The following is a 12,644-nucleotide window of genomic DNA, read 5'->3' on the forward strand; positions in this document are numbered from 1 at the left end:
TTTTCCTGCGCCCATGGAGCCAGCCGCGCATGCCCGCTTCCCGCACGATGTGGCCGTCTACGCTCGCCCTGCTCGCGCTGGCGGCGTGCGGCGGGTCCGGTACCGGCCCCGGCCCGGTGACGGTCACTTGCACCACCCCCACGCCCGTGGTCCTCGAGCCTGGTGCCCAGCTGCTGATCGATGCGGCGCGTACCAGCAACTGCCTCTCCCTCCCCGGCGGCGACCAAGCGCGCGAGTACCTCGTAGTGGCCTACTCGGGAGCGGGCACCGAAACCACCACTGGCATCTCGACCGGCTACGCCCTGGCCTCAGGCGCCACCGGCGGCGGGAGCTCGCTGCTGGATGGTCTGCCCACCCCGGTAGCCGCCTTCGGTGACCCGGCCAAGAGCCCCGAGGCCTTCCACCGGAACCTGCGCCTGGCCGAGGCCCGGATCGCGGCCGACCCAGCCACCCGGTTCGGGGAGGCCTGGGGAGGGAAGCCGCCGATGGCCGCGGTCCCGATCGTCGGGCAGCGCGATTCGTTCTATGTCTGCCGGACCAGCAGCTGTGCCGCGTTCAACCGGATCGGCGCAACCGTGCGGTTCGTTGGTCGGCAGGGCGCCATCTACACCGACGATGCGAACCCGGTCACGGCGGAGTCGCTGACCGAGTCGGACATCACCCAGCTTGGCACGCTGTTCGACGATTATCTCTTTCCGATTGATACCACCGCCTTCGGTCGCGAGTCCGACATCGATGGCGACCAGCGCGTGGCGATCCTGATCTCGGCGGCCGTCAACGATCTCACGGCCGATTGCACGAGCGGCCGGATCATCGGCTACTTCTACGGCGCCGACCTGATCGCCTCCCTCGCCGGGAGCAATCGCCGCGAGGTGTTCTACGCCTTCGCGCCGAAGGCGGCGACGGCAAGCTGTTCTGCCATCACCCGCAGCATTGCGCTGCGCGCCTTGCCGCCGGTGCTGATTCACGAACTGCAGCACATGATCTCGTTCAACCAGCGGGTGCTCGTGCGCGGCGGCGGACAGGAGGATCTCTGGCTGAACGAGGGGCTCTCCCATTTCGCCGAAGAGCTCGGCTATCGTGGTGTGCCCGACGCACGCTGCCCGAATTCGGCGAGCTGCTTTTCCCAGTTCTCCTCGGGCGACATCGACAATGCCTACAGCTACCTCTCCAATCCGGAGGCCACCGCCCTCGTGACCCCCGGCAACAATAGCGGCCCGTTGGCGTTTCGCGGCGCGGCCTGGCTCTTCGTTCGCTGGGTGGCCGACCACTTCAGCAGCGACACGCTGCTCGGCACGCAGGTGACGCGCGGGCTCGTCCAGACCACGCGTGTCGGCGCGACCAATGTCAGCGCCGTGGCCGGCGTCGACTTTCCGACGCTGGTTGGTGAGTGGCAACTGACCAACTATCTCGAGAATCTTCCGGGCTTCGCGCAGGTCGGGCGGTTGCGCTATCGCACCTGGAATTTCCGGTCACTCTATCAGGCCAATTTTCCGACGCTCTACGCCAAGCCGTATCCGCTGACGCCCGACTCGACGGCCGGGAGCTACAGCCGCACCGGGACGCTGCGCGGCGGCAGCGGGCGCCATGTGCGGTACCGCCTGGCTGCCGGGGCCGCCGGTGTGACCGTGCAGCTCACCGGCAGCAACGGCAACGGCGTCCCGTCGAGCACGGCCGAACCGCGCTTCGCGGTGGTGCGCATCCGGTGAGGCGCGCGGTGGGGCAGCTCGTGCTCGCGCTCGCGCCGACGCTGCTGGTGGCCCAGCTGCCACCGCGCCCGGCGCTCCCCGATCTGGCGGCCTCCGTGCGCGTGGCGGGACTCGCCGGTGCCGGGGTGGCCATGCCAGGCTACGCGGCCGGCGTGTTCGACAATCCGGCGAACATCGGACCGATCAAGGTGCTCTCGCTCGAGGCCGCCTACGCCAAGCTCCCGGACCGGTCGACCTACACCAGCGGGGCGGCGGCGGTGCGAGCCGGCGACTTCAATCTTGGTGGTGGGCTGCGGTACCTGCGCTACCAGGGTGACCGCCCCGTGGTCGACAATCTCTCCTGGGTGGCGGCGGCGGTCTACCGCGTCAAAGGAATCGCCCTCGGCACCTCCGCGAAATACGTGTCCGTCGAGGATTCCGCTGGAACCATCTTCCGCACGCTGACGTCGGATGCCGGAGTGACGCTTGCCTTCTTCGATATCGCGGCGTTGGCCGTCTCCTTCCAGAACCTTGGCCGCTATGCGCTCAGCGGCGAGCGGCTGCAACTGCCTGCGAGCACGCACCTCGGTTTCTCGATGAATCTGATCGACACCTATTCGAACGGCCGACTGCTGGCGACGATCGAGAGCGACTGGACGGCCGGGACCCCGCGCCGCACCGTGATCGGCCTTGAAGCGGGAGTCGTCGTCCGCGGCATCGGCCTGATCGGGCGGATTGGCAACGGAGGCCAGCCGGCGGGCAGCGGCGTGGGCAAGACGTCCTACGGCGGATCGCTCGTCCTCTCTCGCGCCAGACTCGACTATGCCTACCAGCGGCGCAGCGCCATCGGCCGCAGCGTGCATCTCGTCGGCGCGCAGTGGACCCCATGACGGGAAGGAGACGCTTCAGAATGGGATTGCTCATCACGGCGGCCGTGCTGCTCTTCGGCTTCGGCACGGCCTACGTCGCGTCCGACGAGGTGCGCTACCTCAGTCGCGCCGGGATCGAGGAGACGCGCATCCTGGTGTCGCGGGTACCGATCAGCGAGCTGGCGAAGAACACGCAGGTCCCCGATTCGCTGCGCGAGATGGCCGGGCTGGTCATGGAAGTGCGCAATTACGCTCGCGCGCTGGGGTTGGACGCCAAGGAGACCTACACGACCTACGCCGATGTCGGTCGCGACACGCTGTTGCTGGTGCTGACCGCGTCGCCGAAGGACTGCCTCTGTCCGGTGACGTGGCGCTATCCCGTCGCGGGGCGGGTGCCGTACAAGGGCTTCTTCGATTTTGCCGCCGCGCGCAAGGCAGCGAAGGAGTTTGCGGATCAGGGGTACGATGTCTACCTGCGTCCATCGGCCGCCTTCTCGACGCTCGGCTGGTTCAACGATCCCCTCCTCTCCACGGCGTTGAGCCGCGATTCCGTCGAGCTGGCCTCGCTGGTCTTCCATGAGATCGCGCACAACTCGTTGTGGGTGAAGGGAAACACCGCCTTCAATGAGAGTTTTGCCCAATGGGTCGGCTACGCGGCGGCGCAACGCTTCTTCCTGTCGCGGGCCGACACTCTTTCGGCGATCCGTGCTGCCGATCGCTGGCACGACGAGCAGGCCCTCGGAGAGTACTACACGGTCCTGCTGGCCAAGCTCGATTCGCTGTACGCCAGGAAGCTGCCGCGCGAGGCCAACGACAGTGGGCGCGCCGCCGTGGCACAGTGGGCCCGCGATACCATGGCCGGCCCGTTCGGCGGATCTTTCCGGACCTTCGCGGTGAATCGTCTTGCCGAGCGGCCGATCAACAATGCGGCCCTCCTCGGCACGCGGCTCTATCGCTCCGACCTGCATCTCTTCGATGATTGGCTGGAGTCCCAGGGCGGCGACCTGACGCGGGCCGTCCTGGGCCTCGAGCGGTTGCTCGGCGATGCCGAAGGGGATCAGGCCTTCCAGCGACTCAAGCGGCTGATTCAGGCGCAGCGCGGGGCGAGGGCACCCGTACCGCCCCTCCTCCCCGATTCGACGACCGTGCTGCCGCCACCGTCGGCAGCGCCTCGCTAACTTCACGAACCACCCTGCTGGAGTCGTCCCGATGGATCACGATTTTGTCCGCCGCGAAGAGCCACGTCTGCTCGCCGAACTCACCGAATTTCTCGCCATTCCGAGCATCAGTACCGGGACGGCGCATGTCGCCGATTGTCGCCGCGCCGCGCAGTGGCTGGTCGACCAGCTCTTCCGCCTCGGCTGTCCGACCGTCCAACTCATCGAGGGCGAAGGCCACCCGGTGGTCTGGGGTGAGAGCCCCCGGGTCGAGGGCGCACCGACGCTGCTGATCTACGGCCACTATGACGTCCAGCCTCCCGATCCGCTCGACGAGTGGCACACGCCGCCGTTCGTGCCGTCTATTCGCGACGGTCGGCTGTATGCGCGCGGCGCCATCGACGACAAGGGCCAGGTCTTCTGCCTGCTGAAGGCGTACGAGGCGGTCCGCGATGCCGATGGCAACCCGCCGCTCAATATCCACTTTCTCTTCGAGGGCGAGGAGGAGTGCGGCGGTCGCGTGGTGTTCGATCTGCTCAAGGCCGAGCCGGAGCGAACCAAGGTCGATGCGGTGCTGGTGTGCGACATGTCGTACTACGCCAAGGGATGGCCGGCCGTCTACACCGCGCTGCGTGGCCTCTGCTACGCCGAGCTGGAGGTGCGCACACTGCAGCGCGACTTGCACTCCGGCTCCTACGGCGGCGTGGCGCCCAATGCGATCGAGACGTTGTGCCGGATCCTCACCGACCTGAAGTCGGCCTCAGGGAAGATCCACATTCCCAAGCTGTACAAGCAGGTGATTCCGCCAACCAAGGCGGAGCGTCGCGGCTGGAACTCGCTGCCGTTCGATGAGGCCGAGTACCTCGCGCACGAAGTGACCGCGAAGGCGCTGACCGGCCTCGAGGATGCCACGGTGTTCGAGCGGACGTGGGCACTGCCAACGTTCGAGATCCACGGCATTCGTGGCGGGTTCGTCGGTGAGGGGGCGAAGACGGTGATCCCCGCCGTGGCGACGGCCAAGATCTCCTTGCGCCTGGTGCCCGGGCTGTCGGTGGAGTGGGTGCAGCAGCAGTTGCAGAAGGCGATCACGAAGGTCGCGCCGGACTACGCCGAATGGAGCCTGCGGCTTCACCACGGCGGTGACCCGGTGCAGGTGGACGTCTCGCACGGGGCGTTCCGGACGCTCGACCGCGCTTTCGAAGAAGTCGTCGGGCGGCCGACCGTCGCGGTGCGCGCCGGCGGCTCCATTCCGATCGTGCCGGAACTTGCCGCCGGGGGCGCGCCGGTGCTGCTCACCGGGATCGGGCTTCCGGATGACGGCCTCCATTCGCCCAACGAGAAGGTCGATCTGCAGCAGTTGTGGGAGGGGATCGCGGTCTTCGGAAGATTCTTCGAGTTGATGGGAGCGGAGGGGAACTAGCAAAGCGCCACCGATCCATCACCAATGAAGTATCGGGCGTCAGCGGGCTGAGATGTTTCAGTTGCTGACGCCCATGGCGCATCCGTGACCACGCGGTGTTGATATTCGCTTTGCCCTCTTCGGCAATCTGGGCTATGCTCCGCTTCCCCCTGGAATCGGATGGCTGGCATGTCGCAGCCCCACGCGACGCGTTCACTCTCCTTGCAATGGAAGCTGCCGCTGATCGTGGTCGCGCTCATGGCGCTGATCATCGTGACAAAATTCGCGTCCTCCGCCTACGAAGTCCGGAGGGCGATCCAGCACGCAGCGAGCGAACGCCTCACCGTCGTAACCGAACAGTTCGCCAGTCGGCTCGAGTCCCAGGTGCAGCGGTATGCCGCGCAAGTGGCGGCGCTCGCGCGTGATTCGCTGGTCCGTCGCGTCCTGCAGCCAGGTGGCGAGATCGAGGAGACGGCCCTCCACACGCTGCTGCTGCCGGACCGGGGCGTGCTGGGCGCCGAGATCCTTGACGCGCGCGGCGCGGTCCGCTGGTCGAGCGGCGTCGATCTCGGCGCGATCCGGATCCTCGCCCCCGCCGACGTTCGGCAGTTTGTGCTGCCAGGGGATTCGGCCGGGGTCGGTGGCCTCGTGGCCCTCGGGGACACGCTGACCTTCGCAAGCGTCGCCCTCGTGACCGAGGGCGCGGCGCGGATCGGTTACCTCGTGCAGTGGCTCGCCATCCGCCCTGACCTGAATGCTCGGCAGATCGTCTCGACGGTCGTGGGCTCCGCCGCGAGGATCTACATCGGCTCACCCGGCGGTGGCTGGACCGATCAGGCCGGCACGGTGAACGGTCCGCCAGTGCCGGTCGAATCGCTCCGCCAGTCTCGAATCTATGATCGGCCGGGGCTGGGTTCGCAGTTGGCGGTCGGAGCCCGCGTGCCGGGTGTTCCGTGGGCCGTGGTCACCGAATTTCCCGTCGCAACAGTGATGGCGCCGGCACGCGAATTTCTGGCTCGAGGGATCCTCCGCAGCTGCATCCTGCTGATCATCGGCGCCGCAGTGATGGTGCTCGCCTGTCGGCGGATGATCGCCCCCCTTCTGGAGCTGACGGCGGCGACGGACGCGATGGCTGCAGGCGACCGCCGGGCGCGGGTGACAGTTCGGAGCGGCGACGAGGTCGGTCGCCTGAGTGTCGCATTCAATGGGATGGCGGAGCGCGTCGAGGCCGAGGTGACCGCGCGCCACGCGTCCGAAGACCAATGGCGCCTCCTCTTCCAGTCGAATCCGCACCCGATGTGGGTCTTCGATACCGAGACGCTGGCCTTCCTCGCAGTGAACGATGCGGCCATCGCTCGCTATGGCTGGAGTCGCGAGGAATTCCTCAGCATGACCATCCTCGACATTCGCGCGCCGGAGGACGCGGCGAGGGTCCGCGCCGCAGTGACCCACGACCCCGGCCAGATCACGACGACAACCGGCTGGCGGCATCGCGACCGCAGCGGCAAGGATTTCGAGGTCGAGGTCAGCTCCCGCGGCGTCCCATTCAACGGGCGCTCGGCGCGGCTCGTCCTGGCAACCGACATCAGCGAGCGCGCCGGACTCGAGCGGCAGTTGCGGCAGGCGCAGAAGATGGAGGCGGTGGGCCGGCTCGCCGGCGGAGTCGCCCACGACTTCAACAACAGTCTTGCGGTGATCGTCGCCTGCTCCGAGATGTTGCTGGGTGACCTCCAGGCGGCCGGGCATCCGACCGCAGATCTGGAGGAGATCGTGCGGGCCGCCGATCGGGCGCGGTCGCTCACGCGGCAGCTGCTGACCTTCTCGCGCCAGCAGGTCGTGCACCCGGTGGTGCTCGATCCCAGCGTTGCCATACGCGAGGTTGAGCGGCTCGTGCGCCGGATCATCGGCGAGGATGTCACCGTGCAGGTGCGGCCGCAAACGGACGTCGGCCACGTCCGGATCGATCCCGGCCAGCTGGAGCAGGTACTCCTGAACCTTGCCGTGAACGCCCGCGACGCGATGCCGGATGGCGGGACGATCACGCTCTCGACGGCAAGCGGCGAGATTGACGAGGGGAGCCTTGCCCTGCACGGCCTGACGAAGGAGGGCGCCTACGTCATCATCAGCGTCAGCGACACGGGCGTCGGGATTGTTCCCGAGGTGCGCGCGCGCCTCTTCGAGCCGTTCTTCACGACCAAGGAGATCGGGAAGGGCACGGGACTCGGCCTCGCGACCGCCTATGGCATCGTCACGGGGGCGGGCGGCGCGATCACGGTGTACAGCGAATCCGGCGTGGGATCGACCTTCCGCGTATATCTCCCGCAGCTGGCGGAGGACGACGCGGCGACACCGCACACACCGCCCGACACGCCGGCCATTCCGCGGGGTACCGAGCGGATCTTGCTGGTCGAGGACGATGCCGCGGTGCTGCTGGCGACAGCGAGCCTCCTGCGCCGCCTGGGCTACGAGGTGGTCGAGGCGGCTGGCTCGGCGGAGGCGCTCGCGCTGGCAGACGATCCTGCTCAGGCCTTCGATCTGGTGCTCACCGACGTGGTGATGCCGGGCATGGGCGGACGCCAGCTGCTGGACCGACTCCGGGTGGGCCGGCCAGCGCTGCGTGCCCTGCTGATGTCGGGGTATGCTGGCGATGTGGTGGCGGAGCGCGGGGTACTGGACGGCTCGATCCCGTTCATCGAGAAGCCCTTCACCATGCGGGGACTCGCCGGGGTAGTCAGGCGGGTCCTGGATGGGTGACGCGAAACGGGGAGGGTGGGCTGCAGCTACGTGATGGACGCCAGTGGAAAAAGGGGTTGGGGGACACCAACGCCCACCACGCATCTGCTTGAATCGATACGCAGTGTCGCGAACTGGTGTTTCAGGGCGACGCTCCGGGGCAGCAACGAAGCGGCCGACTGCGCGAGGTAGTCGGCCGTAACTATTTGCCCGTCATGTACTTCGGGTCAGTCGTCGCGCTTCACCGGCGGGCGCCCCTGGCCGGCGTACTGCGCCTCGATCCGCGCGTGCAGATCGTCGGCGCCAATGATCCCCTTCACGGAGGCAATGATCCCGGCGACGACATCGTCGGCCCAATACTGGTCTGGGCGTTCCTCGGCCGGAATCGCCCGACAGGCGCGATCGAGATACTCGATGGCCCGCTCGACCCACTCGGTCTGAGCGCTCGCGACCAGCGACCACGAGCCGGTGGCGCGCAGCTCCAGTTCAGCGAGCGCGTCGAGGTGAGTCCGCAACTCCTGGGCGACCGGTCCGCGACGGAGCTGCTCGGCCACCAGGGTCAGCACGGTGCGGCGCTCGGACTCCTGGGGCTCCGGCAATGGGGCGAGATAGTGGCGTTGATCGGCCACCATCTCCGCCAGCCGGATGCAGACGGCCTTGATCGCCGGGGTCAAGGCCGGGGGGGCCTCGGTCGCCCACGAGCTCGCCGCACGAAGAATTGCGGCGATTCGTTCGTCGGCCGTGGCGGCAATGCGGGTCGAATCCATCGGGTCAGGCATGGCTGAAGGGAAGCCCTTCGCGGCCCCGATTTCAACCCCGCGCCTCAGGCGCGGGCTACTCCGACGGGAGCAAATCGGCAAGGGGTCGGGGCCTCGCGCGCAGCCCGAACGCCGTCGCCATCGAGGCCATCACCACGGCGCGGACCTCGGCCGCAAGCGTCGGCGTGGCCCCACCGATTTCCTTCGCCACAGAGGTCATGGTGACTCCCGGCAGGCCACACGGGACGATCGCGCCGAACCACGCCAACTCGGGGTCGACATTCAGCGCAAAGCCATGCAGCGTCACCCATTGCTTCACGTGAATGCCGAGGCTCGCGATCTTCCGCCCCTGGGTCCAGACACCTGTCTTCCCGGCGACTCGCTCGGCGGGAATCCCGAACTGCGCCAGCGCGTCGATGAGGGCGCCCTCGAGGGTCCGCAGGTACCAATGGAGGTCTTCGCGGTGGGCCGAGAGGTGGATGATCGGGTAACCGACGAGTTGGCCGGGGCCGTGCCAGGTGACGTCGCCGCCACGTTCGACCTCGACCACGGTGGCGCCCCGCGCCTCGAGGGCCGGGATGGGGAGGGGGAGCGAGGTGGCCTCGGTGCCGCGGCCCAGGGTGTAGACCGGGTCGTGTTCAACCAGGAGCAGGATGTCGTGGGGAAGCGAACCGTCCACGCGACGCAACCGGAGGGCGCGTTGGAGTTCCAGTGTGTCGAGGTAGGGCCGGCGGCCGAGGTCGACGACCTCGAGGGGTGGCACGCTCATGCCGCCCGGCGTGCGCGGCCTCCGAGCCGGAGCGCCACGACCAGGGCCAGTATAGCCAGCGCCGCCAATGCCCCGCTGCCGAGCGCGGCGTGGGCGGTGAAGGTCAGCATCATCGCGAGGCAGGTCCCCGCCAGGGCACCCACGATGGCGAGCCCCCCGCGACGAAAGTTGGAATGGATCGGCGCCATCAGCATCCACCCCACCAGGCCCGCCACCAGCAGGCCGATCGGAATCCCGACGAGAAAGAGATTCACGTAGGGCGCATTCGGGTTCACCGTGGCGGCGCTCGTCACACTCGGATCGCGCATCCGGGCGACGAGGAAGGTCAGCACGGCAAACCACGCCACCGCCGCGGCCGCGGCCGCGCCGACCGCCGCCACGGCGAGGCCGACACGATCCTCGGTCGGCGCATCGGCGCCGAACGGATTAGGAGAGAGCGGGGGCGGACTTCCCATGGGTCTCGAGGAGCCGGGACCGATGATCGATCATCGATGATCGATCATCGGTCATCGGTCCTAGATGTGCACCGCCCGACCCAGCGAGTCGAGCGCCGCTTCGGCGATCGCCTCGGAGAGCGTCGGGTGCGCGTGGATCGCGAGGTCGACTTCTTCCACAGTGTACTCGTTCGTCCGGGCAAGGATCAACTCGTGGATCATCTCCGAGGCGTGCCCGCTCACGATGTGCGCGCCGATGATCTCGCCGTACTTCTTGCCGCGGATGATCTTCACGAAGCCGTCGGTCTCGTTCGACGCGCGGGCGCGGCCGTTGGCCGAGAACGGGAAGCGACCGACCTGGTAGTCGAGCTTCTGCTCCTTGGCCTGCTCCTCGGTGAGCCCGATCGAGGCCACCTCCGGGTGGCAGTACGTCACGCTCGGCACGTTGCTGTAGTCGATCGCCTTCGGGTGGTGTCCGGCGATCACCTCGGCGACGTGAATCCCCTCGCGCGTGCCCTTGTGCGCCAGCATCGGCGGGCCGGCCACGTCCCCAATCGAGTAGACACCCTTCACGGTGGTCTCGAGGGTGGCCGGGTTCACCTGGATGAAGCCGCGGTCGGTCAACTTCACGCCGACGGCCTCCAGCCCGATCGCCTCGGTGTTCACCGCGCGACCGGCGGCCATCAGCACCTTGTCGGCGGTGATCGTCTCCTGCTTGCCACCGACCTCGACGGTGATGCTCACCTCGGCGGCCTTCACGTCGGCCTTCACGACCTTCACGCCGGCCAGCACGTTGATGCCGCGCTTCTTGTACGACTTGGCGATCACGTCCGAGCACTCGGCGTCCTCGATCGGGAGGATGCGCGGCAACGCCTCGATCAGCGTCACCTCGGACCCGAAGGCGTTGAAGATGTCGGCGAACTCGCAGCCGACGGCACCTGCGCCGACGATCGCCAGCCGCTTCGGGGCGGTCTCGAGAAAGAGCGCCTCGTCCGAGGTGATCACCGTGGTGCCGTTGACGGCGAGGCCGACCGGCGGAATTCCCTTGGTGCGCGAGCCGGTCGCCAGCACGATCCCCTTCTTGGCGGTGAGCACGTCGTCGCCGACCTTCACCGTCGTCGCTGAGGCGAGCACGCCGGTCCCCTTGATGACCGTCACCTTGTTCTTCTTCATCAGGAACTCGGCGCCCTTCGAGTTCTGCTCGGCGACCTTCCGCGAGCGCTTCATCGCGACGCCGTAGTCGGTCTTCACCTCGCCGACCTCGATGCCCAGCTCCTTCGCTTCCTTGCGGATGCTGTTGGCCATCGCCGCGGAGTGCAGCAGCGCCTTGGTCGGGATGCAGCCGATGTTCACGCAGACGCCGCCCAGCTTGTCGCGCTCGACCACGCACGCCGTGAGCCCGAGCTGCGAGGCGCGAATGGCGGCGGGATAGCCGGCAGGGCCGCCGCCGATGATGATGACGTCAAAGGACTGATTGGCCATGTATGGAGCTCCCAGTAGGGGACAAATCTCTGTTGGAGTCGTTAGTTGTTGGTCGTTAGTCGTTAGGTGGTCCGTTACTCAGGCCAGCATGGAACGATTCGACGACTCCACCCCTAACGACTAACGACGAACGACTAACGACTCTTACCAGACCATCGCCAGCGGATTCTCCAGCATCCCCACCAGCGTCTTCAGGAACGCGGCGCCGGTGGCCCCGTCGATCACGCGGTGATCGCAGGAGAGGGTGATCCGCATCCGGCGGCGCACCACGAGCTCGCCGTCGACGACTGCGGGCTTCTGCTCCAGTCGGCCGACCGCGAGAATCCCCGCCTCGGGCGGATTGATCACCGCGGTGAATTCGTCGATGCCGAACATGCCGAGGTTCGAGATCGAGAAGGTCGCGCCGGTGTACTCCTCGGGCTTGAGGCGCTTCTCGCGTGCGCGTCCGGCCATCTCGCGGACCTCGCCGCCGATCTCGCGCAACGTCTTCCGGTCGGCGTGGCGGACGATCGGCGTGATGAGCCCGTCCTCGACCGCGACGGCGACGCCGATATGGACGTCATGCCACTGCCGGATGTGATCGTCCGACCACCAGCTGTTCACCCACGGATGCTGCCGCAGGGCGGCGGCGGTCGTGCGAATGATCAGGTCGTTGAACGAGAACTTGCCGTTCTTCGGATCCGCGGCCAGGAGCGCCTCGCGCATTTCGTGCGCCCGCTCCATGTCCACCTCGGCCGTGAGGTAGAAGGTCGGGATCGGGCCGATCGACTGCACCAAGCGCTTGGCGATCGCCTTGCGCATCTGCGTCAACGGCACGTCCGTGTAGACCGACGCCGCCAGGCCCGGCGCCGCGGCCGCCGGCGCCAGCACCACGCCGTCGAGGTCGCGCACCACGATCCGCCCTTCGGGGCCGCTCCCCGCGATCGCGCCGAGGTCGAGCCCGCGCTCGGCGGCGACGCGCTTCGCCAAGGGGGTCGCCTTGATGCGGGCGTCCGCCGCCGGCGTGGGGGTGCTCGCGGCCGGCACCGGCGCGGCGGCGGTGGTGGGGCGCGCGCGTCCGGGCCCAGGGCCGGGGTCGTCGTGGCCACGGCGGGCGCCGCAGGCGGCGCCCCTACGGCGGGGCTTCCGCCCGCGCCGCCGGGGATCTCTTCGCCCGCCGCGCCGATCCAGGCCACGACCGACGCCACCGGCGCCGTGGTGCCGACCGGGATCACCTGCTTGAGGAGGACGCCGGCGCCGCGGGCGACCAACTCCATCACCGCCTTGTCGGTCTCCACCTCGGCGAGCACATCGCCCACGGCGACCGCATCGCCCTCGTTCTTCTTCCACTCGACGAGGCGGCCCTCTTCCATCGT

The 12,644-nt window shown here is 68.1% G+C and carries 10 protein-coding genes; 5 read left to right on the forward strand and 5 right to left on the reverse strand.

What is annotated here, in order from left to right; genetic code table 11:
* Positions 1-29: 29 nt before the first annotated feature.
* The 5 genes from IPP98_13095 (at position 30) to IPP98_13115 (ending at position 7,867) form a co-directional block, all read left to right on the forward strand.
* Entirely contained in the window at positions 30-1,709 is a 1,680-nt protein-coding gene (locus tag IPP98_13095) for a hypothetical protein (protein MBL0180037.1), read from the forward strand.
* Positions 1,706-2,578, forward strand: coding sequence for a hypothetical protein (locus tag IPP98_13100; protein MBL0180038.1), 873 nt, complete (start codon positions 1,706-1,708; stop codon positions 2,576-2,578). Before IPP98_13095 ends, IPP98_13100 begins: the two co-directional genes overlap by 4 nt.
* Positions 2,579-2,598: 20 nt before the next feature.
* Positions 2,599-3,735 carry an aminopeptidase gene (locus IPP98_13105; protein MBL0180039.1) on the forward strand — a complete coding sequence of 379 codons (1,137 nt, stop codon included), beginning with the start codon at positions 2,599-2,601 and terminating at the stop codon, positions 3,733-3,735.
* 31 nt (positions 3,736-3,766) lie between these two features.
* Complete coding sequence (locus tag IPP98_13110) at positions 3,767-5,134, forward strand: M20/M25/M40 family metallo-hydrolase (GenBank protein MBL0180040.1); 1,368 nt, start codon at positions 3,767-3,769, stop codon at positions 5,132-5,134.
* Between the two features lie 168 nt (positions 5,135-5,302).
* Positions 5,303-7,867: a response regulator gene (locus IPP98_13115; protein MBL0180041.1), complete on the forward strand. Its 2,565-nt coding sequence runs from the start codon at positions 5,303-5,305 to the stop codon at positions 7,865-7,867.
* A gap of 206 nt (positions 7,868-8,073) precedes the next feature.
* On the opposite strand, the gene IPP98_13120 is transcribed toward IPP98_13115, so the two are convergent.
* The 5 genes from IPP98_13120 to IPP98_13140 form a co-directional block, all read right to left on the reverse strand.
* The gene (locus IPP98_13120) at positions 8,074-8,625 is read right to left on the reverse strand and encodes a hypothetical protein (protein MBL0180042.1); all 552 of its coding nucleotides are present in this window, start codon (positions 8,623-8,625) and stop codon (positions 8,074-8,076) included.
* A 55-nt stretch (positions 8,626-8,680) separates the two neighbouring features.
* Complete coding sequence (lipB, locus tag IPP98_13125) at positions 8,681-9,373, reverse strand: lipoyl(octanoyl) transferase LipB (GenBank protein MBL0180043.1); 693 nt, start codon at positions 9,371-9,373, stop codon at positions 8,681-8,683.
* Entirely contained in the window at positions 9,370-9,828 is a 459-nt protein-coding gene (locus IPP98_13130; protein ID MBL0180044.1) for a hypothetical protein, read from the reverse strand. The genes lipB and IPP98_13130 overlap by 4 nt, the downstream gene beginning before the upstream one ends.
* Before the next feature lie 60 nt (positions 9,829-9,888).
* Positions 9,889-11,289: a dihydrolipoyl dehydrogenase gene (lpdA, locus tag IPP98_13135; protein MBL0180045.1), complete on the reverse strand. Its 1,401-nt coding sequence runs from the start codon at positions 11,287-11,289 to the stop codon at positions 9,889-9,891.
* Between the two features lie 144 nt (positions 11,290-11,433).
* The gene (locus IPP98_13140; GenBank protein ID MBL0180046.1) at positions 11,434-12,258 is read right to left on the reverse strand and encodes a 2-oxo acid dehydrogenase subunit E2; all 825 of its coding nucleotides are present in this window, start codon (positions 12,256-12,258) and stop codon (positions 11,434-11,436) included.
* Between the last annotated feature and the right edge of the window lie 386 nt (positions 12,259-12,644).

It is taken from the genome of Gemmatimonadota bacterium (assembly GCA_016720805.1).
GTDB lineage: Bacteria > Gemmatimonadota > Gemmatimonadetes > Gemmatimonadales > GWC2-71-9 > Palsa-1233.